General features: G+C 34.3%; 26 protein-coding genes, 1 tRNA gene and 2 pseudogenes. 16 read left to right on the forward strand and 13 right to left on the reverse strand.

Annotated elements, in window-relative coordinates:
• Positions 1-207: 207 nt before the first annotated feature.
• A pseudogene (locus ACFIKR_RS06180) lies at positions 208-793 on the forward strand (hypothetical protein); the annotation flags it as partial.
• On the opposite strand, the pseudogene ACFIKR_RS06185 reads toward ACFIKR_RS06180, so the two are convergent.
• Positions 790-1,417: pseudogene (locus ACFIKR_RS06185) on the reverse strand (tyrosine-type recombinase/integrase); the annotation flags it as partial. The pseudogenes ACFIKR_RS06180 and ACFIKR_RS06185 sit on opposite strands and share 4 nt — an antisense overlap.
• Before the next feature lie 536 nt (positions 1,418-1,953).
• On the opposite strand from ACFIKR_RS06185, the gene ACFIKR_RS06190 reads away from it, so the two are divergent.
• The 12 genes from ACFIKR_RS06190 (at position 1,954) to ACFIKR_RS06245 (ending at position 13,134) form a co-directional block, all read left to right on the forward strand.
• A tRNA-Lys gene (locus ACFIKR_RS06190) sits at positions 1,954-2,029 on the forward strand.
• Positions 2,030-2,592: 563 nt separating this feature from the next.
• Positions 2,593-3,492 (forward strand): septal ring lytic transglycosylase RlpA family protein, encoded by a 900-nt coding sequence (locus tag ACFIKR_RS06195; RefSeq protein ID WP_375659242.1) that lies wholly within the window; start codon positions 2,593-2,595, stop codon positions 3,490-3,492.
• A 920-nt stretch (positions 3,493-4,412) separates the two neighbouring features.
• Positions 4,413-5,576, forward strand: coding sequence for a D-alanyl-D-alanine carboxypeptidase family protein (locus tag ACFIKR_RS06200; protein WP_375659243.1), 1,164 nt, complete (start codon positions 4,413-4,415; stop codon positions 5,574-5,576).
• Between the two features lie 28 nt (positions 5,577-5,604).
• Positions 5,605-6,249, forward strand: a complete 645-nt coding sequence (gene tmk, locus ACFIKR_RS06205; protein WP_375659244.1) for a dTMP kinase — start codon at positions 5,605-5,607, stop codon at positions 6,247-6,249.
• A complete protein-coding gene (locus ACFIKR_RS06210) occupies positions 6,246-7,289 on the forward strand; it encodes a DNA polymerase III subunit delta' (RefSeq protein WP_375659245.1) in 1,044 nt (347 codons plus the stop codon). Before tmk ends, ACFIKR_RS06210 begins: the two co-directional genes overlap by 4 nt.
• A gap of 76 nt (positions 7,290-7,365) precedes the next feature.
• Complete coding sequence (gene metG, locus ACFIKR_RS06215) at positions 7,366-8,925, forward strand: methionine--tRNA ligase (RefSeq protein WP_375659246.1); 1,560 nt, start codon at positions 7,366-7,368, stop codon at positions 8,923-8,925.
• A complete protein-coding gene (locus ACFIKR_RS06220) occupies positions 8,915-9,688 on the forward strand; it encodes a TatD family hydrolase (RefSeq protein WP_375659247.1) in 774 nt (257 codons plus the stop codon). Before metG ends, ACFIKR_RS06220 begins: the two co-directional genes overlap by 11 nt.
• A gap of 10 nt (positions 9,689-9,698) precedes the next feature.
• Positions 9,699-10,508 (forward strand): MBL fold metallo-hydrolase, encoded by an 810-nt coding sequence (locus ACFIKR_RS06225; RefSeq protein ID WP_375659248.1) that lies wholly within the window; start codon positions 9,699-9,701, stop codon positions 10,506-10,508.
• A gap of 110 nt (positions 10,509-10,618) precedes the next feature.
• Complete coding sequence (locus ACFIKR_RS06230; RefSeq protein ID WP_375659249.1) at positions 10,619-10,978, forward strand: hypothetical protein; 360 nt, start codon at positions 10,619-10,621, stop codon at positions 10,976-10,978.
• A gap of 122 nt (positions 10,979-11,100) precedes the next feature.
• On the forward strand, positions 11,101-11,466 hold the full coding sequence (locus tag ACFIKR_RS06235) for a hypothetical protein (RefSeq protein ID WP_375659250.1): 366 nt from the start codon (positions 11,101-11,103) through the stop codon (positions 11,464-11,466).
• Positions 11,467-11,570: 104 nt separating this feature from the next.
• The gene (locus ACFIKR_RS06240; RefSeq protein WP_375659251.1) at positions 11,571-11,771 is read left to right on the forward strand and encodes a hypothetical protein; all 201 of its coding nucleotides are present in this window, start codon (positions 11,571-11,573) and stop codon (positions 11,769-11,771) included.
• Between the two features lie 916 nt (positions 11,772-12,687).
• Positions 12,688-13,134, forward strand: coding sequence for a hypothetical protein (locus ACFIKR_RS06245; protein ID WP_375659252.1), 447 nt, complete (start codon positions 12,688-12,690; stop codon positions 13,132-13,134).
• A 468-nt stretch (positions 13,135-13,602) separates the two neighbouring features.
• Here ACFIKR_RS06245 and ACFIKR_RS06250 read toward each other — a convergent pair whose 3' ends face one another.
• From ACFIKR_RS06250 to ACFIKR_RS06265, 4 genes are all read right to left on the reverse strand, one after another.
• Positions 13,603-14,130 (reverse strand): superoxide dismutase family protein, encoded by a 528-nt coding sequence (locus tag ACFIKR_RS06250; RefSeq protein ID WP_375659253.1) that lies wholly within the window; start codon positions 14,128-14,130, stop codon positions 13,603-13,605.
• Positions 14,131-14,344: 214 nt separating this feature from the next.
• Positions 14,345-14,701 (reverse strand): hypothetical protein, encoded by a 357-nt coding sequence (locus ACFIKR_RS06255; RefSeq protein WP_375659254.1) that lies wholly within the window; start codon positions 14,699-14,701, stop codon positions 14,345-14,347.
• The gene (locus tag ACFIKR_RS06260) at positions 14,679-15,023 is read right to left on the reverse strand and encodes a hypothetical protein (protein WP_375659255.1); all 345 of its coding nucleotides are present in this window, start codon (positions 15,021-15,023) and stop codon (positions 14,679-14,681) included. Before ACFIKR_RS06260 ends, ACFIKR_RS06255 begins: the two co-directional genes overlap by 23 nt.
• A gap of 431 nt (positions 15,024-15,454) precedes the next feature.
• Complete coding sequence (locus ACFIKR_RS06265; RefSeq protein WP_375659256.1) at positions 15,455-16,681, reverse strand: UbiH/UbiF family hydroxylase; 1,227 nt, start codon at positions 16,679-16,681, stop codon at positions 15,455-15,457.
• Between the two features lie 180 nt (positions 16,682-16,861).
• On the opposite strand from ACFIKR_RS06265, the gene pcsA reads away from it, so the two are divergent.
• The 3 genes from pcsA to ACFIKR_RS06280 are packed head-to-tail and all read left to right on the forward strand — an operon-like array spanning position 16,862 to position 19,156.
• Entirely contained in the window at positions 16,862-17,674 is an 813-nt protein-coding gene (gene pcsA, locus ACFIKR_RS06270; protein WP_375659257.1) for a phosphatidylcholine synthase, read from the forward strand.
• A 25-nt stretch (positions 17,675-17,699) separates the two neighbouring features.
• On the forward strand, positions 17,700-18,746 hold the full coding sequence (locus tag ACFIKR_RS06275) for an enoyl-CoA hydratase/isomerase family protein (RefSeq protein ID WP_375659258.1): 1,047 nt from the start codon (positions 17,700-17,702) through the stop codon (positions 18,744-18,746).
• Positions 18,743-19,156, forward strand: coding sequence for a DUF6163 family protein (locus tag ACFIKR_RS06280; RefSeq protein WP_375659259.1), 414 nt, complete (start codon positions 18,743-18,745; stop codon positions 19,154-19,156). The genes ACFIKR_RS06275 and ACFIKR_RS06280 overlap by 4 nt, the downstream gene beginning before the upstream one ends.
• A 138-nt stretch (positions 19,157-19,294) precedes the next feature.
• Here ACFIKR_RS06280 and ACFIKR_RS06285 read toward each other — a convergent pair whose 3' ends face one another.
• From ACFIKR_RS06285 to ACFIKR_RS06320, 8 genes are all read right to left on the reverse strand, one after another.
• Complete coding sequence (locus ACFIKR_RS06285; protein WP_375659260.1) at positions 19,295-19,642, reverse strand: hypothetical protein; 348 nt, start codon at positions 19,640-19,642, stop codon at positions 19,295-19,297.
• Between the two features lie 181 nt (positions 19,643-19,823).
• A complete protein-coding gene (locus ACFIKR_RS06290; RefSeq protein ID WP_375659261.1) occupies positions 19,824-20,066 on the reverse strand; it encodes a hypothetical protein in 243 nt (80 codons plus the stop codon).
• Positions 20,067-20,371: 305 nt separating this feature from the next.
• Complete coding sequence (locus ACFIKR_RS06295) at positions 20,372-20,590, reverse strand: hypothetical protein (protein ID WP_375659262.1); 219 nt, start codon at positions 20,588-20,590, stop codon at positions 20,372-20,374.
• 144 nt (positions 20,591-20,734) lie between these two features.
• Positions 20,735-21,070 carry a DEAD/DEAH box helicase family protein gene (locus tag ACFIKR_RS06300; RefSeq protein ID WP_375659263.1) on the reverse strand — a complete coding sequence of 112 codons (336 nt, stop codon included), beginning with the start codon at positions 21,068-21,070 and terminating at the stop codon, positions 20,735-20,737.
• Between the two features lie 111 nt (positions 21,071-21,181).
• Positions 21,182-21,445 carry a hypothetical protein gene (locus tag ACFIKR_RS06305; RefSeq protein WP_375659264.1) on the reverse strand — a complete coding sequence of 88 codons (264 nt, stop codon included), beginning with the start codon at positions 21,443-21,445 and terminating at the stop codon, positions 21,182-21,184.
• Between the two features lie 63 nt (positions 21,446-21,508).
• Positions 21,509-22,732: a site-specific DNA-methyltransferase gene (locus ACFIKR_RS06310; RefSeq protein ID WP_375659265.1), complete on the reverse strand. Its 1,224-nt coding sequence runs from the start codon at positions 22,730-22,732 to the stop codon at positions 21,509-21,511.
• Positions 22,733-22,789: 57 nt separating this feature from the next.
• Positions 22,790-23,191 carry an SUF system Fe-S cluster assembly protein gene (locus ACFIKR_RS06315; protein WP_375659266.1) on the reverse strand — a complete coding sequence of 134 codons (402 nt, stop codon included), beginning with the start codon at positions 23,189-23,191 and terminating at the stop codon, positions 22,790-22,792.
• Positions 23,184-24,428 carry a cysteine desulfurase gene (locus ACFIKR_RS06320; RefSeq protein WP_375659267.1) on the reverse strand — a complete coding sequence of 415 codons (1,245 nt, stop codon included), beginning with the start codon at positions 24,426-24,428 and terminating at the stop codon, positions 23,184-23,186. The genes ACFIKR_RS06315 and ACFIKR_RS06320 overlap by 8 nt, the downstream gene beginning before the upstream one ends.
• Positions 24,429-24,433 lie beyond the last annotated feature (5 nt).

Here is a 24,433-nt window from a genome sequence, read left to right on the forward strand (position 1 = left end):
GGACTTGGTTTTTCTTGTTTGTTAGCACCTTCAGCGTTACAGGCACAAATTACTGTGGATCCTAACGCTAATGCCGCCCATCGCCTAGATATAGTAGCAGCGCCCAATGGGGGGGCCCCTCGCTTGATATTATTACACCCAATGGCAAGGGCTTATCACACAATAAATATTACGATTTTAATATTGGCAATCCAGGTGTCATTCTCAACAATCCTGTCGCATCAAAATATCGCCATTCAAGCACAACCAGAAACAAATGCTCCGGTTCATTTTGGGCAACTTTTAGCTCATGGCAAGGAAAATATTGAGGGTGGGGCGGTTGACTTTTCTTCGCTGATGACAGGTGGCGGTTCAGGGGATCTTGTTTTAGATGAAAAGGGCTTTCTTTTTATTATAGCAAAAGAAGGGGTGAAGGTTGGGCAGATTGCCAGTGGTGGCAATATTGAAATTTTTGCTGGCAACGACATTTATTATGATCAGGTCATTGGCTATGGCAAAGCAACATTGACATCGGTATCTGGAGAGATCAGTGTTGAGAATATGCTGTCTGCTAAGGGGGATGTGAGATTGACAGCAAACACTCTCGATTTAAGCAATAATCGTTTTCATATTTACACGTCGCAAATGCTGTATTTAATTGCAGATCATATTGATGTCTCAGGCAGCGAATTGACTTATGGCGGTTTAGATTTTAACAGCACCAATGCTCTTGAGATTCACAATGCGTGGCTACAAGCCGTGACAGATGAGGGGGACTAAAGATGTTCTCACTATTGCTCCAAGCGTTATGATGGCTGGTAAGCTTTGTTTTTTATGACGTTGTTTGCCTAAGAGCGCGCGTGCTTTTTCTACTGCTTGTAAATCAACATCTAACCCTAATGCAGCCGCATGTTTGAGACAAAGATTAAGACGCATTAGTGCTGTTCGAGCAGTTCCAGCTTTTGTATGCCAAATAGGGGCAAGGGTATCGCGTATCTCTGTTTGCGTAATCTCTGAAACGGGCAGACAGCCTAATTTAGGGAGAATATGGAGGCGTAAATGTAAAAACCAATTACAAGCCTCACCATCATTTTTTAATTCAGCTTTACGGCTTTCAAAAGCATCTAGAGCAATATCTTTTAAATAATGAAGTTTGCGCATTGCCTCACGCTTTTGTTTGTTGCGTTCTTTAATGGGGTCTCGCCCCTCACGTAAAATAATCCGCCACCCAGTTGCCAATTCACGGGCTTGTTTTAAAGAAACATCTCGCAAGGCACCCAAGCCCATTTCGCGGCGCCGACCATGAATGGTATAACGATAAAGCCATTGAGCACCTCCATCTTTACGCTTATGAAGTAATAAGCCGGGCACCATCACACTATTTTCCAGCCCCCAATGTTGCGACAGCCCTTGCATTAAGACGATTCATAAGAACCATTTTTACTCCTTTCTTGTACAATTTTTACCCACACATCAACCCCGCTTGTGACGTGCAAGCAAGTGGTTTTGATTGATTTGAGAGAAGCTTACAGTATTTGAGATCTTTTACTCAAGTGATAAAATGATAAATTATTATAAATCAATATATTATCTTATAAAGCTGTATTTATACTTGAAAATTTAAAACTAACATATAAAGATATAAAAATAATATTATAGTAAAAGGTATTTTTTCTTCCCTATCCATTATGCTCAACAACCCATGTAAGGGAAGATGGGTAACTTCTTATAATTTTAGCGCTTCGAATCTATGCAATATTTTGCAGTGAAATTGTTCCTTTATTGAAACTTCAAAAAGAAGATTAAAGAGTACCTATACAATGATGAAGAAAGGGGGGGAAACGGAAAATTATTGATAAGTGAAGAAAATAATAATATTTTTCTTCAAAAGGTGTTGACCAAATGAAAAGTCGACCGTATGTTCCCTTCACTTTCTGCAAATTAGATAGTCTACAAACTAGATAGCTTGTGTGAGAGCGCGTAGCTCAGCTGGTAGAGCAACTGACTTTTAATCAGTAGGTCCAGGGTTCGAATCCCTGCGCGCTCACCAACTTCAGATAATATCAATAGACTATATAAAAATTTAAGAATCTTTCTTGTTTTGATTCTTTTTGAAGTTTTTTATTGATTCTATAATCACTCATTTTTTATCAGATATTTTGGAATAGAGCGGTGCTATACTGTCTCCTGTCCAGCAAAAAAGAGCTTTAAGCTTACGATACGGGTTGTACCTGCGTTGGCAGCACATGTAGTTGCTATTTTTCTCAATCCATAGGCTGATTTTTTTATACCCACTGCTTTACATGATTCGCAAAACAAGTTGCTAAAATCACCACTTATTCACAGTTTATATTATGAAATAACTTTTCTATAAGATGTTGATTTGTTTAATTTTTATTCTTTTAAACATTTACTATAGTACATTTATTTCTTGCGAAAATCATAAAAAAGTTAACAATGTGTTAATTTCTTGATAAAAGGAGCCAATTCAAGGGTGGTATATGCGCGAGGGAAATCATTTAAAAACGTAAATTCTTCCGTCGCATATAAAAAGCGTGACAGCGTGACGTGGTTTTTACAGTAGTACTTAACAGAAATAAGTGGACTGAATAGATGCCTTCAAATAGAAAAAAGAAATTTACTTTTATTATTAAACCATCACTTCAATTATTTTCTATGATCGTCATTTCTCAGTCACTGGTATCTTGTTGCGCAAGCCAAACTATGAATTTTTCAATAAAAGATTCCTATCATAATAAACCAATTGACGTAAACACTTCTGTACTACCTCAACAAGTATCCAATAAGAAGAATCAATCGGAAGAAAAAAAGCGTGGACGAGCTGTTGTTGGTAAACCTTATCAAATAAAAGGAAAGTGGTATTATCCTCAAAATGATCCAACTTATAAACGTGTTGGCGAAGCATCATGGTATGGTTCAGATTTTCATGGACGTTTAACTGCCAACGGTGAAATTTATGACATGAATCTTTTGACTGCTGCTCATCCTACAATGCCTTTACCGAGCTATGCTCGTGTTACTAATTTGAAAAATGGATCTTCAATCATTGTTAGAGTGAATGATCGCGGACCTTTTATGAAAGACAGAATCATTGATTTATCAAGGCAAGCTGCCGCAATACTGGGGTATGTAGATAGGGGGGTTGCAGATGTTAAGGTAGAATATATTGCTGAAGCACCCGTTGGCTATTATGATGGTGCATATTTAATGGCCTCTTATACTCCTGGAAATGCTGCCTCGTATTCATTAGCGTCAGAAAATGTTTCGAAAAAAAGAGGGACTGTTTTGTTAAAAGACAAGCGCAATACAGGAAACAAAGAAGGATTAGCTAAAGCAGCTGCTGTTGAACAGGAACAACGTAATAAAACTGTTGCAGTTAAATTGCCAGAAATTGGTCCTATCATGGTTGATAAGCCGATGCCATTCGATCAAGTTGCTTCTATAAATAAGCTAAACAAAAAAACAAAAGTCAATTGGCTACAACTGTTTTAAGAGAAAATGCGTTGATTTTTTATCTATATAATTCTCTAGTAAAAAAGATAAGAACTTACGGATTTAGTGGAAGGTTTTCATCTTAAAGCGCGTTGTCCTTTTAAAAAAGCGTGGTTGGGTGCTATTATAAATTCAGTACGTCCTTTCCACTCCATTACTGGTCTATTCGTCGTTTTATGATATTGCTTACTTAATAAAGCGCGTACTTTTCTTGTTGTAATAACTTTTTCTAGACGAGGGTAGATTATTGTATCGGTCTGTTTGTGTAATCTCCAAAGCAACTATACAATCAATTTGATAGGAATAAAAAGCTTAAAAAGTAAAAAAATATTTTCTTTTAATTCGGTTTTGCAGCTTTCCAAAAAACATCCACGGTAATATCTTATGAAGAAATTATGCATTACTTCATGCTTTTGTTTATCATGTTCTTTAATGGAGTAAGTCCCCTCACGAGAAACAGAGCGTCTCAAACAAAATACACTTACATTGCCAATTCACGTATTTATTTAAAAGGGAAATATTTCAACACGTTACAAGCCTATTTTACGATAGTGCCCATGAATGATATGATTGTAACGCCTTTAGACATCACTATCTTAACACTTGAGAGGTTGATAAGAAGTATTTTTACTCTTTTTTTAATAATTTTTATCCATATACGAACCTTACTTATGACGCGTAAGCAAACGATTTTATTAAATTCAATAGAGAGGAAATATAACAAAGAAAACTTACAGTATTTTGAATCATATACAATTAAAATATTATAACTTATCATAATAAGTTACTGTAATGTCAATATAAAATAACAAATAAAAAATCTTTTCTTGAGTTGTTAATAATTCCTCAATTTGCGGAAATAAAAAAGTTTTTTCCTATATAAGGTTCTTTATGTTGATCTTTGGGATGGGAGGAGAGCTATGTATACAACATTAAGGATCTTATTGACTTTATGGGGGATATTGGCATTTGACACGTGGGGGAGAGCAGAAGATTTTCAAATTTCTGCATCACAATTGTTGTTACTCGATGATGATACAGGAACAATACTTTATGAAAAACAAAGTGATATTCCTTTTTTCCCTGCTTCATTAGCAAAATTGATGACAGTAGAAGTCGTATTTCATCACTTAAAGGAGGGACTGTTAAAGAGTACTCAGAAATTCAAGGTCAGTGAAAATGCTTGGCGTAAAGGTGGAGCACCTTCCGGTACAACCACTATGTTTGCAAAAATAAAGACAGAAATCAGTGTTTCTGATCTTTTACGTGGTTTAATTATTATGAATGGAAATGATGCTGCTATTATTCTTGCTGAAGGAATATCTGGACATGAGTCCCATTTTGCAAAACTGATGAATCAGCGCGCGAAAATAGTCGGATTATCTCAGAGTCATTTTGTTAACGCAACAGGGCTACCTGAAGAGGGACAATTTGTAACCGTGCGTGATATGATTATATTAGCACGTCATATTGTTCAGAAATATCCGGATTATTATGCACTTTATCGTGAGCCTCATTTTACGTGGAATAATATTTTTCAACGTAATAAAAACCCTCTTATTTCTAAGGAAATTGGTGTAGAAGGATTTGGTTTTGGTTACAGTGAAAAAGAAGGGTTTTCAATGGTTGCCACCATTTCTAAAAATCATCGACGTCTTTTTTTAGCAATCAATGGTTTGCAAGATGGTAAAAAATATACAAAAGAAATAGAACGCATTCTTCAATGGGGAATGACAGCATTTGATCTCAAAACGATTTTCACAAAAGAAGAAATGGTTGGTCGTGCTTCTGTTTATGGTGGTAAGCAAAATTTTGTTCCACTCATTGTTAAAAAACCAATAAGTCTTATGCTTTCGAATGAAAAAAAAGTAAATGTTAAAGCAAAAATTAAATATCATGGTCCATTGAAAGCTCCCATCGTTTCTGGGCAATCAGTTGGCGTTATTCAAATTTTAGAAGATAAAAAGCTTCTTCTGGAAAAACCGGTTTTTGCCGGAATGAATGTTCAGGAAGGAAGTTTCTTTGCAAAAGTAAAAAATGCATTCTATGAAATAACAATTGGATGGTTACGGAAATATTTGTAGTTACGTGCTAATAAGGTTAAGGTCATACGTGTCAGGTTATTTTATTACATTCGAAGGAGGGGACGGGGTAGGAAAAACGCTGCAGATTTCTTTACTTGCTGAGTCTCTCTCTCACCAAGGTTATGGTGTTGTCACAACACGAGAACCAGGAGGAACGCTAGGAGCAGAAGCAATCCGGCATATTTTGTTGTCGGGGCAGGCGCAACAGTATGGACCGTTGATTGAAGCTGTTTTGTTTACAGCTGCACGTGTCGACCATGTTACCGAGGTTATCGCGCCTTCTTTGCAAAAAGGTAAAATCGTTTTATGTGACCGCTTTATTGATTCTACACGCGTTTATCAAGGACTCAATGATACAGTCAGTTCTTCTCTTCTTGCTGTTTTAGAGTGTATTGCACTCAATGGTATCTTGCCTAATTTAACATTTTTATTAGATATGCCAGCTATGTGTGGTATGAAACGTGCAAATTTACGAAGAAAAAAAACAGAAGAAATTGATTATTTTGAAAAAGATCAGTTGGAAATTCAAGAACAAAGGCGTCAAGCTTTTCTTCAATTAGCTAAACAGGAACCCCATAGATTTCGAGTCATTGATGCCACTGGCTCAGTGGAAGCAATTGCACATCAAATAAAAAATATTTGTCATCAGGTATTGTTGGATCAGCTTTCATGAGTAATGTAAATATCTTACGCCAATATGACGATATTGATACAATTTTGTCACCATCCCAGAATGATGTTGTCTTTGGTCATGAGGGTGTTCGTCATTTTTTGACACAAATGCTTAAGGAAGAGCGTTTGCATCATGCATTATTATTTGAAGGAGAATATGGAATTGGAAAGGCTACATTAGCCTTTCATCTTGCTTGGAACATTTTAAGTTCTCAACAGGGTGCTTTCTTGAAACCCGATCCTTATTCTACTCCATGGCGCCAAATTACACAAGGAAGTCATCCTGGTCTTTTGTATATTTCACGTCGATTTGATGTAAAAACGCAAAAGTTTAAAACAGGAATACTCGTTGATGATATCCGTGATATTATGCATTTTTTAAGCCGAACCTCGCAAGATAATGGATGGCGTATTGTTATTATTGATTCTGCAGATGATATGAATAGAAATGCAGCAAATGCAATTCTCAAAATACTTGAAGAACCACCTATAAAAACGTTATTTGTTATTATCGCGCATTCTTCAGGAAAATTGCTTCCAACAATCCATTCACGGTGTCAAAAAATTTCTTTTCGTCCGTTGAATAACGATGAAATGAAAAAAGTTATTACACATATTTTGGCCAATCAGAACTTACCTGATGAGAAAACAATTGAAATAATTATTAAAAAATCTAAAGGAAGTCCTCGAAAAGCTGCTTTACTTATCTGCCATGGCGGTCTTGAAATTATTAAAACAATTGATGCTCTCTTAGAGAAACCTGTTTGTAATGCAACGATTGTACATACTCTTGCACAAACATTTTCATCTGTCTCTTCTACATTCCAATTTCAACAATTTTGTGACGAAATTCTTAATAAAATTCAAAAAAAAGCAATCATGCTCGTTGAAAAGGGAGACTTATTTCTCTCAAAAAAATATGCGGAAAAATGGCAAGAGATTCATCAAGAAATAGAGGAAATACAACTGTTTAATCTCGATAAAAAGCAGTTTGTTATTAACTTACTTTTCAAAGTTCATAAGATCATTCATGAGGATTAGTTTTTCCGTGACAATATGATGAACAGACGTTATGTCATTATATCTTTTATTTATAGCGTTTTACAACGAGTATGACATGCGTGACACATATTACATAACAACTCCCATTTTTTATCCTAATGGTGCTCCACATATTGGACATGCCTATAGTGCAATTGCAAGCGATGTCTTAGCCCGCTTTCAACGATTAAACGGAAAAAATGTATTTTTTCTTTCTGGTACAGATGAGCATGGTCTAAAGATGCAACAAACCGCAGCAGCATTAGGCATGACACCTCAGCAACTTGCAGATCGTAATAGTGCTGTATTTCAAAAAATGCTTGCAGTATTAAATTGTTCTAACGATGATTTTATCCGTACGACAGAAGAACGCCATTATCAAGCTTGTCAAGAAATTTGGAAAAAGATGGAAACAAATGGCGATATTTATCTCGGTCGTTATACGGGGTGGTATTCGGTTCGCCAAGAAGCCTATTATGAAGAAAAAGATACGGAAATTGGACCAGACAACATCCGTCGTGAGAAGGAGTTAGGCTCTCCAGTTGAATGGAATGAAGAAGAAAGTTATTTTTTTAGACTTTCTCATTATGAAAAGGCTCTTCTTGAATATTATGAAAAACATCCTGATTTTATTGCTCCATTTGAGCGGCGTAATGAAATTATAAGTTTTATCAAATCAGGTTTAAAAGATATCTCTATTTCACGCGCAAGTTTTAATTGGGGCATTGCTGTTCCTGAGAATCCAAAGCACGTGATGTATGTCTGGGTTGATGCGCTTACAAATTATCTATCAGCAATTGGTTTTTTCAATGAAAATTCAAAAAAACGTGATTTTTGGCCTGCAAATACGCATATTATTGGTAAGGATATTATTCGTTTTCATGCAGTCTATTGGCCGGCATTTTTAATGTCTGCTGGAATTGAATTGCCTAAAAATATTTTTGCACATGGTTTTTTACTTAATCGTGGTGCAAAAATGTCAAAATCTATTGGAAATGTCGTTGATCCTTTTGAAATGGTTGATCATTATGGTCTTGATCAGGTCCGTTATTTCCTTCTCCGTGAAGTACCATTCGGACAAGATGGTAGTTATAGCCATGAAAGCCTTGTGAACCGTATTAATGCTGATCTTGCTAATGATCTTGGTAATTTAGCACAGCGCTGTTTGTCTATGGTTGCCAAAAATTGTAATGCACAAGTCCCGAGACCAACTTCATTTTTAGCTCAAGATAAACAGCTTTTAGAACAATCTCTTCAAGTACTTGAAACTGTACATCAAGCTATGTCTTCTTATAGTATGCATTTAGCACTTTCAGCTATTTTTTCAATTGTAGCAGATGCCAATCGCTATTTTGCCAACGAACAACCTTGGAGTTTACGTAAAAATGACCAAGAGCGATTTTCTACAGTTCTTTATATCACTGTAGAAATATTGCGGAGAATAGGAATTATGCTTTTACCTTTCATACCCCAATCAGCAGCGAAACTTCTTGATAGCCTTGCGGTTGCTGAAGATGATCGGTTATTGTATCATATAAGTCATTCAAAAATTCAAGAAGGGCTTGATCTTCCGCCACCAGAACCGATTTTTCCTCGTTATATCTTGAAGAAAGAAGATACTTATCATGTTGATTGATACACATTGTCATCTTGATTTTGAAGATTTTTCACAAGATTTGGATAATGTCATCCAACGGGCTTTAGATGCTGACGTTAAACGTATGATAACAATTTCAACCCATGTTCATAAGTTAGATAAGCTGTTAGCTATTGCGCAAAGCTATGATCAAGTCTTTTGTTCCGTTGGAACACACCCCAATCATGCACATGAAGAACAAAATATTACAGCGGAAAAGCTTATACAGCTCTCAAATCACCCTAAAATTGTTGCGTTTGGGGAAGGGGGGCTTGATTATCATTATGATTATTCTACACCAGAAGAGCAAAAGAAAGTTTTTCAAGAACATATCATTGCTTCTCGAGAAACACAGATTCCTCTTGTTATACATTCACGCAATGCCGATATCGATATGGAGAAAATATTACGTGAACAGATAAAAGAAGGAGATTTTCCCTTTGTCCTTCATTGTTATTCGTCTGGAATGCAACTTGCTCGTGCTGGAATCGAACTTGGTGGTTATATTTCTTTTTCAGGTATTCTTACTTTTAAAAACGCACTTGAAATCCGTGAAATAGCAAAAATTGTGCCCCATGAGCATCTGTTAGTGGAAACAGATGCTCCATTCTTAGCACCTAGTCCCCATCGGGGGAAAACAAATGAACCATCTTTTGTATGCTATACAGCAGCTGTTTTAGCTGAAACAATTGGCTTATGCATTGAAGAAACAGTTCAAATAACAACGCGTAATGCTTTTCGTTTATTTAGCAAAATGGAATAAGGCAAAAGATATGTGTGATCAATACCGATTTACAATATTAGGTTGTGGTCCTTCTCCAGGAGTGCCACGACCCAATGGTGATTGGGGAACATGTGATCCGAATAACCCTAAAAATAAACGCTACAGAAGTTCTTTATTAGTTGAACGTATTAAACCTTCAGGAGACAAAACAACGATCGTTATTGATACAGGTCCAGATTTTCGCTCACAAATGATTGATGCGCGTGTAAGCCATCTTGATGCTGCTCTTTACACACATTCTCATGCAGACCATATCCACGGTATTGATGATTTACGCAGTTATGCACTTGCACAAAAATGTTTAATAGATATCTATGCCGACAGATTTACACTAGAGCATCTCAAAAGTGCTTTCGGATATTGTTTTCAAACACCAAAAGATTCATCTTATTTTCCCATTTTAAAAGAGCATCTTATCAATGAAGATAGCCAATTTATTATTCAGGGGCAGGGCGGAGCAATAAACGTCAATACACATTTACAACACCATGGAAACATTCATTCCTTAGGTTTTCGGATTGGGAATGTTGCCTATTGTACGGATGTTAGTGAATTTCCTGAAAAAACTTTATCCAAATTAAGGGATTTGGATGTTCTCATCATTGAAGCTCTTCAATTTAAATCCCATCCGAGTCATTTTTCTGTTGATCAAGCATTACAATGGATAGAATATTTAAAGCCAAAACAAGCAATACTTACACATATGGATAGATCGCTGGATTACAACAAGGTTATAAATTACGTTCCCTCCTCTGTAAAACCTGCATATCAAGGACTTACTTTTGAAACAGATACGTAAACTTATTATGCGCAATATTTTAAGTTAAATAAAATACTTTTAAATTTATCCTTTATTTTATTTCAATTTTGACATATTTAGTGCTTTTTTATGTCGAAAATGAGGCTTTTATGTATAAGAATTTTAAGCGGGGTGTATGTATTGTGGTTTTAGCGGTTTCCTTGACAGCATGTGGAGGGCGTTTAGAAAAAAACATTTCAACGACAACAATACATGACGGATCAATGAGTTGTGCCGATATTCAACGGGAGTTTTTCGCTAATAAACGTCAGATTAATGATACAATTGTAGAGCGTTCTAAAGCAAGAAATAAAAACGTGGCTTTAGCAGCAGCAAGTGTTGTATTTGTACCTGCTTTGTTTTTTATGGATGTGAAATCAAACGAAAGTAATGAAATTTCAGCTTTAAATAATCGTAATGCTGTTTTGAGTGATCTTGCACGTATGAAACGTTGTAAAATAGTACAGTAACTTTTATTGTTTATACGACGTAATTTCATTACAACTATTTTGGTCTTTGAGGAATATTCTTAAAGACCAAATATTTTAATGTGCTGTTCAATTATTATCGCTGTTACCATATTATTTACCCAATGATACAGCCTGTTGAAAACGTATTAATTCACTATCAGAATAAGCTTACTAGTTTTATTGTTGCGCAATTAAGAGAACATCAATGGGAAACGCAAAAAGATTATGTGGTTAAAGTTATACGAGGTTTTACAACTTTAACACCTATCCATTACGTGTTGCAGCAAGGGACGTCTCCTCTTGATTTTCGTAATATTCCTGCCATTAAAAGCAATATTAAAAAGCTTGTATTCAGCAGCTTTAGAAAATGCTGTTATCCTTTACAAAAGTTTGATTCAGTAGAAGGGGAATTACGATTTGCTCAAATATTAGAGGATGATGTACAAGTATTGAAATGGATGAAACCCGCTCGAGTTTTTTCAAGATAGAATATGATAAAGGATCAATCTATGAATCGGACTTTGTTGTAGAAACGAAGGATGCCAAATATCTTTGTGAGCCTAAAAAAGCCTCTGAAATGTAAAATCCTATTGTGTTAAAAAAGAGAGAAGCTGCAGTTCAATGGTGTTGTCATGCAACGCGCTATGAGGCTACTTATGGCGGTAAAAAATGGTATTATGTTCTTATTCCCCGTGATGCTATTAAAGCAAATAATAGTTTTGAAGGTTTGTGTGCAGAGTTTACCATTGCAGATCTATACTTGAGAGCCATAACTTATTTTCTTAAAAAATAAAACACATAAGTTTTTTAATCGACGGATGTAAGGTTCAATCAAATGTTTGAATAATTATCTTTAATTTTTTGCACTATCGCATTATTAATTTAAAAATATTAGGAGTTTCTTAAATCAGAAAATTAATATTTTTTTCTAACAACATTAAAATAAAAGGAAAAATGTATAGAAACGTTACACAAGATTATGATTTTTTATGGGGATTTTTAGCACATTTATAATTTTTGATAAAAGTACAATCTTACTTTCCTTATGTGAATAAGATCTTTGAGTTTATAGTCACAAATTCAAAAAAATATTTTAATTTTATTGAGTAATTTGATAAATATGCTTTTTTTAAAAAAACTTAAGTAGTTTATTGTTCTTTCATTTAAAATCCTGAATATAATGAAATATCCAGAGGGTGAAAGGGGGAAGTTTTTCATATGACTTTGAATTTAACAAACACTGTTTTTAATTTTTTAAAGAAAAACCCGACAAAAAATTTACAGCTCGAGAAATTGCTCAATGGATATTTGAAAATTACCCAGAAAAATGCCGTCAAAAACAAAAGTATTCAACGGCAATAATTACTCCCCTTAATAGTGATGCTGCTCTTATTCAGCAAATTGTTGCTGAAATAGGAGCAAGACGCTCTCAGTTACAAAAACGTTATTCAGAAATTAAAACCACTGAAGGACGACCACGGCAATATTATTTTACTAAACAAACAGATAGTGCTGAAATTGATGCAGTAGAGGACAATGCAAAGAGTAGAACAGAATATGGCTCTGTTAAAGAGCATGATCTTTATCCGTTATTATCTAAATTTTTATGGTCAGAGCTTGCAGTTTACAGCAAGCGTATTAATCAGAAATGTTCTCGTAATAAATATGATGCAGGCGGAAATAAATGGCTTTATCCAGATCTCGTAGGAATGCAAGATTTAAGCAGTGAATGGAATCGTGAAATCAAAGATTGTGTTTTGCAATATTTTGATAAAAAAACGAAGCTTTGGTCTTTTGAAGTAAAAATTTTCATCAATCGTTCAAATTTACGAAAAGCATTTTTTCAAACAGTCAGTAATTCGTCATGGGCTAATTTGAGTTATTTAGTTGCTAGTGAAATTGAAGGGGTTGATACATTAAAAGAGCTTCGAATGCTTTCAAGTTTGCATGGAGTTGAATTTATAAGACTTAATAAGGAAAACTTTCCCGAGAGTGAGATCTTAATTCCTGCCAAAAAACGTAGTGATATTGACTGGGATACTGCTAATAGATTAATGGAGGAAAACAAAGACTTTCTTGATTATATTAAGCTCATTCGTCAATTTTATCAAACTGGCGAAATGCGTCCACTCGATTGGGATCATATATATCCATGAGATGGTATTTTAAAAAAGATTCTATTGTTTAAAAGCCCTTTTTTCAGAGTGATAAAAAATTACATAACTATTTTATTTGACTTATTATATTGATATTGTATCAATCAAAATTGTTTGCGTGCACCTCATGAGTGGGTTTGAGTAGGGGAAGAGTAAAAATTCTGTTTTAGACTCGTTCTATTTTGTGCGTGGGGCGTGATTCCATTAGATACTAGACTTAATGATTAAATTTATTACAAACTTGATATTTTAGAAAATGAAATTCAATTTTCTTACTTTGTTTACATCAAACATTGAAAATATTACTTTCTCATATTGAAGTCTTCTTACGGAGAATTTATACTGCTATTTCTCTAATTTCCATTGCTGTTCGTTTTGATTATTATTAAGTTTTTTGTTATCCAAATTAAATATTCAAAAAAACTTTACTCTTATAAAATATTCACACAGTTTGCCACAATATTCTCTTTATTTTTCAACAATATCGCGCGCTAAACGCGCACCACCTCCGCCAAGCGGTAATGGTTTGTCTGATTGATTATCTGCTCCTAAATGAATGACTGAAGAGTGCCCTTTAATTTCAGAGATTTTTTGTAATCGTAGAGCAAGAACGCTCATCATAGCATACCCTTGCTTATCAACATAAAGTGCTGGTAAATCACCAAGATGACCATTGACATTATAAGGTCCTAAATGTTTTCCGGTATGTTCCGGATCATAATGTCCACCTGCGCTTCCACCAATTACGCCATCTTTTGTATCACATGAAGGATTTACATGTACATGAAAACCATGCATCCCTTCTGATAAAGTAGATAAACTAGGGATGAAAATCAAACCGTATGTGTTTTCTTCAATTTTAATGCTACCAATAGCCTTTTTGGAATTATTATCTTCTAATTTATAAATATTTACTTGTGTTGATAGTGTTAATGCAGAATTTTTATGAATTAAAAATGCCATAAAAACCAATAATGATAATAATATTTTTTTCATAAAATACATTTATACTTATATTTAAATAAATTTTATCTATAAAAATAATCTATATTATTAATATATATATTATTTTCTTAAATAAAAATTTAAGTAAAATAATTTACATAGAAATATTATTTCATTTATAATACGATAATCGTTTCATTAAAAACAGAACATATAATTTGTTGATGACTTAATTGTTTTTCATAAAAAAAATGACGAAAAATTTCTATTCATTATGAAATTTATAAGAGAAAGAATTATTATGATTCATATAAATTTCCCATAAAATACAGCATATACCGACACTTCCTCCCATTCCTGATCCAATCAGTGCTCCTATTATCATTCCGGCAGAAAGTGCTACTCCTATACCCATTGAGATAACTGGACCAAATCCTGGAAGAGCAATATAACCATAAGCTGCAAGAGTTGCTGCGATAGCTCCTGATATGCTACCATTTAAACCGCCAATGAAAGCAAATTCTTTAATAGAATGGCAGCACTTTTTTAATTTTTTTTTCATACAGCTATGAACAGGAACGTTGCTGTAAGTTTTAAAATCAATCATATTTTTTTCTTTCATTTTGAATGCTAACTGTTCCTGAATAGTCAACCGATACGAAAAAATGGGACTTTTTAAATTTTACTAAAGCACGCCAGATGCCTTTGTCATCTAAACGCAATCGTTTAATATTCTCAAAACCATTTTGCATAAGACAATTTTTAACTTGTGAAGCAGTAAATGAGTTCTGACCTATTTTAGTGACATTTTGAGTAGAGCTATAGGTAAAGGCTTGACAATAAGGAAGATAAAAAACCTCACAGATTGAAGTAGTGACTGTCAACGAGACACATACAATCATTATAAAAAAAATACTTAATTTCAAAAATTTATTTAGTTTCATCTTGTCACCATTTGTTGAAACAACACTTCATTAACCTCTGTGTTACTAACAAGTTCCCAAGATGATTTTATTTTTAATATTATACTTAACGATAAAAAGTTTTGAAAATTTATTGATTAAATAAAACTGTTTTTTATTACTTATTTTCTTATTAAAATTAATGTTATAAAATAACTATTTCCAAACGGTATTATTTTTTATTTGCTTTATATTGCAAAATTTAACAGACATGATTTAGCAAGATATCTTTACAATTCCATCTTTAGTCTATAATTAACTTAATTATTATGCTTATTAGTTTTTTATCTGTAATTTTGATATTTCATACAAACCTATAAGAAATATATATATATATAATAATTTTTCTTTGAATATTTATACTTTATTTAATTATTATTATTTGTTTATTTTACGTTATTATCCATTATTGCTCAGTAAAGCTGTTTAGATGATTTTGTTGGAAATATTTGCATAATTTTTTTGAATCCACAACCGGGATACATTCCTTCGCGCATAAATAAATTACGTAATGGTGAAAAACTATGTAACAAACCAAGCCCAACGCTTCGTATGATATGAACAGGCAACATATGAGAAACTAGAGCAGAATTAAGTGTATGAACAGCTCCACTTCGGATTAATATATCTGGTTTGCGGCATTTGTTATAATGCGCAACAATCATTTCAGAGTTAGAATTGGACATTTTATTGAGTAAAATATCAATCAAAGTTTGGACATCACGGAATCCTAAATTCAATCCCTGTGCCCCAATAGGGGGGAAAACATGAGCGGCTTCACCCACTAAAATTGTTCGATTAGCAGCAAAATGATGAGAAAGAAGTCCTGAAAGCGGCCATGCTTGAATTGATGTTTCTAAGCTTAGCTTTCCAAGCATTGATTGCATTTGGTTTTCGATCATTTTTGCAATTTCTTTTGGTTCTATATTCAACAATTCCTCAGCACGAGAAGGATGAACAACCCATACAAGACTAGATCTTCGCCCTGGTAGAGGAACCTGTGTCAATGGACCATGCTCTGTATGAAATTCGGTTGATGTATTTTGATGAGAAAACTCATGAGAAAAGTTGAGAACAAGTGCTTTTTGTGGATAATTCCACTGTTTGACACTTATTCCTGCTGCGGCACGTGTAAGAGAGTGACGTCCATCAGCAGCAACAACAAGTGGTGCTTGAATGACTCTATGATCAGCAAGAGTAATACATACATGTTTTTTTGTGTGATGAAAAGATTTGGCTGCCGAAACAAATCTTGTAATATTGGGCGTATGTGTAATAGCATCGACTAAAGCACTGTTCAATTTTACATTAGGTATATTATAGCCAAAAGCTTTTTCACCAATTTCAGCAGAAGAAAAATGCACCGTAGGAGCATGCATAATTCTAGAAGTTATATCTACAATTCTCATGTAGGATAAAGCAGCAGCGTATTTTTGAATATTATTCCAAATATTGAGTTTTTGAAGCATGCGTATTGCAGGCATCATAAGAGCAGTTGTCCGTAACTCATCTGTATGAGTAGGGGGGCCAACAAGAAAAACAGAAAACCCCTCATGTGCAAGACTCAGTGCCGTCAACATTCCCACAGGACCTGCACCAATAACAGCAATATCTTTATGCTCTTTCTTTTCAAATATCACAACAATTTGAACCTTTATCCATTGAGAAAATATTTTAACATTTCCAAATGATCACTCTCCTTTTATTATATGAAGCTCTTCTATTATAGTATGTAATAAATAATGCGATATAAAAAAGTAACCTTTTTATGATTTTTTTAAATGCTGGGTTATCATCGGTAAAAAATGGCGTATTGATAGATGGTTAAAGACTTTAAAAACGAGGATAAGAAAACCTTGAAACGTAAACTAACAAAGAAAATCAAAACAAATGCTAAATTATTACGCCATAAAAAAGTAACAATGCCACAAGCAAAGGCTTTTTCTGTTCATTTACTAACAGCTTCGGGATCATTTTTAGCATTTCTTTCTCTTATATCAGCCTCTCAAAAAGAATGGACAGCTATGTTTTGTTGGCTTGGGCTTGCACTTCTCGTTGATGGTATAGATGGACCAATTGCACGCAAACTTGATGTTAAATATGTTCTTCCAACATGGTCTGGAGAGCTGTTAGATAATATTATTGATTACGTGACTTATGTCTTAATTCCTGCTTTTGCACTCTATCAAAGTGGTTTTATGGGGGTAGGGTTATCGTTTTCATTGAGTGCAATTATTGTTATTTCATCTGCTATTTATTATGCAGATACTAGCATGAAAACCAAAGAAAACTTTTTTAAAGGATTTCCTGTTGTTTGGAATATGATGATTTTTACGCTTTTTGTCGTAAGACCGGGAGAGTGGATTACTTTTATCATTATTGTTTTATCAGCGATTATATCTTTTTTGCCAATTTATTTTATCCATCCAGTAAGAGTCCTTCGTTTACGCAGAGTTAATTTTTCAATTTTTCTCTTATGGTGTTTTTTTGGTGTTTCTGCATTCTTTTATCAACTAGAGGCTCCCTATTGGGTTAAAATAGGAATTTCAGTAACAGGAATTTATATATATTGTATTGGCGCAATCATGCAAATGTTTCCTCAACTTGGGGCAAAAAATATAAAAAAACAATAAATAGTTGTTTTAAGAAGGATGTAAGATGAAAATTGATTTTGGAGCAGATGATGATATTTTTTTTACGAAAGAAGGGCGTGCTGGTATTATAAAGCTCACACGCCCTTCAGCATTAAACGCTCTTAATCAACGAATGGTTTCAGCTTTAAAAAAAGCTCTCAGAACATGGGAAACAGATGATAATGTTTCTTGTGTTTTAATTGAAGGGGAGGGGCGTGCTTTTTGTGCTGGTGGAGATGTTGTAGAAATCTACCATATGGGGAAAAGTGTCTCTGCTTGTCAATACTTTAGTGATGAATATAGTTTAAATGCTTATATCAAACATTTTTCAAAGCCCTACATTTCTTTCTTAAACGGTATTTGGATGGGAGGAGGGGTAGGTATTTCTCTCTATGGTTCGCATCGAATTGTTACAGAAAATACAGTTTTTTCTATGCCAGAAGGTGCAATTGGATTTTTTCCAGATGTAGGTGCAAGTTTTTTCTTACCATCTCTTCCCAATCATTTTGGCATCTATCTTGCATTAACGGGCGCACGCATAAAGTGGGGAGATTGCTTAAATTTAGGATTAGCAACACACGCCATTGCTGAAATTGAATTCGATATGATTAGAAAAGCTATCATTGAGCAAGGAGATCCTACTTTAGCTTTAAACGAGCGAGCAATTACAAAAGACTATGAAACGAGTCATGAAATACGTTGTATTATTGACACTTGTTTTAGTGCCCATACCTTAGAAGGATCTCTTGAGTTGCTACATAAAAAAAGTAATGAAGGTATTTTATTTGCTAAAGAATGTTATGATATTTTGCAGTCACGTTCTCCGATAAGTTTAAAAGTTATCTGGAAACAAATGAAACAAAATTCTTCTCAAACGTTGGAAGATTGTATGAAAATTGAAAACCGCATTGCACATCATATGATTAATTCACATGATTTTCATGAAGGTATACGTGCTATGTTAATCGATAAGGATAAAAGACCTCAATGGCAGCCAGATAAACTTTCAAATGTGACAGATGAAATGGTAGATTCTTATTTCCAACCTGTTGAGCAAGAGTTATTATTGTGAAAAATAATTCTCACAAACGGATTTCAAAAATCAATTTAATCTATAACTGTTATTTACGGTTTTTGGCACTCATTTGCTTAATCCTAGGTATTTGTTATTGGATACGCCTTGTTGGTGTTTTTCCAGGTATTCTATGGCGTTTTGATCTTATGCCTTGGCAGTGGCAATTTGCATCAGCTATATTAGCTATTCTCTATCCTATTGCCTTAGTTGGACTTTGGATGTATTCGTTATGGGGTATCATTGTGTGGTGTATTGCAGCATTGATTGAAGCAATAACAATATATTATTCTGATTTTATTTATCAGCCATTTGTACCATTATTTTATGGAATATTGTTTTTAGCTTTTATAATACTACAAATTGTGATGATTTTTTTTAAAAGAGTAAAAAATAAAAAAACATCGTGATTGAAATTTTCGAGCCAGAATAAAAGGCTAATGCTAGATATACTCTTTCCATAAAGTTCCATAATATATATTATGCGATATAGAAAAGCAAAGCAAACCCTACTTTAAAACACATATTTGTAATCGTACAATTCACTTTTAAAACATAAGAATGGCTATCATAATCAATTTGACATATTCATTCTTAGAAGAGAGAAAAATACTTTTATGGGTACGCAATTCTCGAATTAAAAGTTCTTTACTAACGGGTTGCAAATTTAAGCTTTCTAGATTTTTCGAATCGAAATCAGAAAAACCATAAGTCACGTCACGCGAAGGTATGAATACAATATTGGGAATATCTATTATCAATTCTGCTAATTGTTTTGTCAAAATTGTCACCACTTTTGATACAAGAGACTTTTGTGATGAAGGCTTAATATTCATAACTTTATTAGCAATTTTTTCTTGTATCTGTGCAGAATAAAGCATTTGAGAACTTGGCAATTTATCATTCTCTTTTTCAATATCTCACGCGATCGCTGCAATTTCTTGCTCCTCAGGCGTTAATGTAGGGTAATCTGTTTACGTAACATGATACCTTGTAAATCAGATGTTCCATTTATATTGGAATTACGTGTTACTATCGTTCTTATAAATAAAGCTTCTACTTGACTTAGAACCGTCACTATATCTGTCTTTTCAGAGGGTATATCCCCCCTTTTCCAATCTCAATATGCTTTTTTATAATTTTTATAATTGAGTTTGAATCGTTTGCACGATCAATAATATCTTGAAAACGATCATGCGCAATAATTGTTAAACGATCAATGGCTTCCACGGCTGTTTTATACCCATAAGGCAAATAAGGCAAACGCAATCCACGCCCAATTGTTTGCTCTGTTAAAATTTCTGAAGCCGATGCACGCAATGGTACAATAGTATAAAGATTCGTAACATCCCATCCCTCCTTTAATTTATTAACGTGAATAATAAATTCTGTTAGTTCATGAGAATCTTCAATTGCAATAAATTTTTGAATATTTTTGTCTTCTTCTTATTCAACTGTTTTGTATGAATCTCTAAAACTTTTCCCTTATAAGTCTCTGCGAAAAATTCATCTGATTCCAATAAATTTCGTAGTTTTTGTTATAATCTTTGGTATAGGCAATTAAATCTGCTTTCACATTTTCATGGGCATGAATTGCATCTTGTAATTTGATATGTTCTAATTGCTCAGATGTATAATTTTGAGGCGGAAGCACGATAACGGTGTGCTTCATCTATTAACAAAACTAAATCAGGAAGATTTGCGAGATAATTAAAATAACTTTCGCCAATCATTTCTTGCAAGCCTTTAATTCGTGGAATACTGGATTTTAATGCACCTTTTTTGTTATCTGTTGTATTAATTTTAGAAATATTGATAAAGGCTGTATCCCTACTCTCAAACAAACGCTTTTATCCTTGAAAATAGTGATCATCAGTGCTAAGATCTTTACCACTTTCATAATCGTCACCTGTAATAATAATAAGTCTATTTGCAATGAATTCACTTATTCCACTAAAGACATACTTTGGGCTTTGGGGACTAAAATCCTATTTCAATTTTTTATAAATAGTTAAATTTGGAGCTAAAACAAAAAAATGGCGACTGCGACCTGTTAAATAAAGATAGCTGATAAAAGCACCTATAAGTCGCGTTTTTCCCACACCCGTTGCTAAAGAAAAACAAAAAGAAGGAAAGTTTTGTTCAAAATCTTGTACAGCTTGTACAGAAGGATAAAGATTTTTTATCATTTCCAACTCTGTAACCAAATCAGCATTTTTAGAAAGCTTTATATTTTCTAAGATTTTTATTAAAATATTTAAAGATTCACGTTGAGGATCACGCAACGATAAGCGAGCAGAAATCTTTTTTTCAACAGTGTTCATGAAAAACTCCGCTTTTTATCTCTTATTCAAATAGATCTAATTTTTTTTGTGTAATATCTTTATCTTTGTTGCTTTCTTTTACCTCAATTATTGGTTCAAGATTGGCTACATTTAAACTGTAATCATCCCCTCCCCATTCGCATTTTCTAATACTACACGGGGAATTTTGGTGAGTGTTAGATTTTCAAATGATGCTGATTTTGTATCAAAGGCTGTACAGCAAATCAGCAACGTGCGATGAGAACCTACCTCTTTGCTTATAATACGGAGGTGTTCATGAGTCATGGCGCTTGTTGTGACATAAATATAATCTATTTTAGTTGAATATCCCTGCATCCAATAATGATTTTCATCAGGTGCATAGGTAAACCCCATATGTTTGCACATTGCTTCTGAAAGCATCGCAGCATTATATTCGCGATTAATAATCCATTGTCCCTATGGATCTTTTTGCAACAAAGAAGGTGCAAGGCGATAATAACGGAATCCACCGCCACCTTGCCAATTTACACTTTTAGAAATTCCCCCTTGATCAGTTCCATCAATGACTTGTTTTAAACGAGGGATAATATGGGTGTGACAATGTTCACCAAGTTCAATCATAATCCACTTTCTTCCCATTTTATGAGCAACAGCACCGGTCGTGCCAGAACCAGCAAAAGAATCCAGTACAAGATCACCGGGGTTGGTAGCAAGTTGAATGATGCGTTCCATTAACCGTTCTGGTTTAGGAGTTGTAAAGACATTATCAGAATTAAAGACTTTGACTTCTTTTTTGGCATCTTGGTTGTGCCCCACTTCTGTATAGGGCCAAATCGTCATTGAAACCGTACCATTTTTTACTTCTGATAAAAAACGCTTCAGAGAAGGAACATTGCTTCCTGTTGGACCAAACCAAATACGATTATCTTTCAATAATTCAAAGAATTTTTTTTCATTCATAGCCCAACTTCTACCCTTAGGGGGCATCACCTTGCGTCCAGAAGGTGTGATGATTTCATAAATATCATTAAGCGTCACTCTTTTTACGGATAGATCTCCAGATTTCCAAGGACCGCGAGGATCATTATCAGGATTTTTATAGCGCGCATCCATATCGCTTGAACGAGGAAGCAATTGAGGACGCCAAATCGTTTTATCTTTGGCATAAACCATTATAAAATCATGGTTATCAGAAAGCCATTTTGTATCATTTTGTGGAGCATATTTCTTTTGCCAAATAATATTGTTGATGAAATTTTGGCGACCAAAAATTTCATCAATTATCACTTTAAGATAGGCTTGTTCATCATCATCAATGGAAATCCAGATACTTCCATCATCCGCCAGTAAACGATGTAATAATTCTAGCCTGTCTCTCATAAGACTTAGCCATATGGAATGCTCTAAACCATCTTCATAATGTTCAAAAGCATTACCTGTATTATAAGGTGGATCGATACAAATACATTTTACCTTGCCTGTATATTCTTTCTCAAGAGCTTTGAGTGCGAGTAAATTGTCACCAAAAATAAGTTTATTATCAAAAATATCTTGGGATGATATTCGATGCGAAGCGTGATAAGATTTTTCAAGATCTTCTAATAAGATACGAGGTTTCAGTTTGGGGCGTTTCTCTTTTCCAATCCAGTTAAGTTCTAATTTTGGTTTATTATGATGCATGTAATCGTTTTTAAATCCAAATGTTTGCGAAAAACGATGCATTCACGAACAGTATTGTTAGTACCATCCGACAGCAATTTGAGCTTCTTCTGACATACAATCAGGTGTCCATGGTGGATCAAAAGTCATAGTGACTTCAACATATGAAACCCCTTCAACTGCACTGACTGCATTTTCTACCCACCCCGGCATTTCACCAGCAACAGGACATCCCGGTGCTGTAAGAGTCATTTCAATTTTTACTGAACGATCATCTTCAATATCAATACGATAAATCAGTCCTAGCTCATAAATATCAGCAGGAATCTCTGGGTCATAAACTGTTTTGAGAGCAGCAATAATATCATTCGTCATACGATCAATTTCATCTGCTGGAATTGCTGATATATAAGATTTTTTATTTCCGCTTACAGTTTCAACAGATTCTGTAGAATGACGCTCTTCAATTGATTCAGCCATTAAAAAATGTCCTTGTTTCTTTCAATGCTTCTACTAATTGATCTACATCTTCTTGAGTGTTATACATGGCTAACGATGCCCGACAAATAGATGTTAGACCAAAGCGCTGTAATAAAGGCTGTGCACAATGGGTTCCCGCGCGTATTGCAACTCCTTTTCTATCAATAAACATAGCGATATCATGGGCGTGAATCCCTTCAATTGTAAATGATATAATAGCTCCTTTATTGGGAGAATGACCATAAATACGCAATGACTCAACCATTTTAAGTTTTTCCTGCGCATAAGCTAAAAGGGACCTCTCATGGGCATGAATCGTGCTACGACCTTTCTCTTGTATATAATCAATAGCTGCAGTTAATCCAATAGCTTCAACAATAGGAGGAGTGCCTGCTTCAAAACGGTAAGGAGGAGCATTATAAAAAACCTTATCGGTTGTTACCTCCTCGATCATTTCCCCTCCCCCTTGAAAAGGACGCATTTCTTCTAATCTATCTTCCTTACCATACAAAACACCAATACCAGTGGGACCATAAAGCTTATGACCTGTAAAGACATACCAATCACAATCGAGATCTTTCACATCAACGGTTAAATGTACTGCTCCTTGAGAACCATCAACAAGAACAGGAATAGAATTTTGATGTGCGAGCTTAATAATCTCTTTAACAGGAGGCACAGTTCCTAATATATTGGACATATGCGTTATAGCCACAAGCCGCGTTTTTTCGCTTAAAGCCTTTTGGAAATCTTCAATGTGCAGAACACCATTTTCGTCGACAGGAACAAAAATAAGTTTAACACCTTTTTGTTCACGGAGAAAATGCCAAGGAATAATATTTGAATGATGTTCCATGATCGTTAGAACAATCTCATCACCTTCTTTGAGTTTGGGCATAGCCCAACCATAAGCAACAGTATTAATAGCTTCTGTTGCATTTTTCGTAAAAACAATTTCTTCAGCTTTTTGAGCATTTAGAAAAACACGAACGGTTTCACGAGAATTTTCATATGATTGTGTTGCTATATTGGCTAAAAAATACATTCCCCTATGCACATTAGCATAACTATAGTGATAATAATTATTCATTGCATTGAGTACTGACACTGGTTTTTGGGCAGAAGCACTACTATCAAGATATGCTAATCGCTTTCCATAAACTTGATGGTGCAAAAGAGGAAAATCACGCCGAATTTCTTCGACATTATAAGTAAATGTTTTTACGTTATTTTCCATTTTTT

Source organism: Bartonella sp. MR30HLJHH (genome assembly GCF_042194195.1).
GTDB lineage: Bacteria > Pseudomonadota > Alphaproteobacteria > Rhizobiales > Rhizobiaceae > Bartonella > Bartonella grahamii.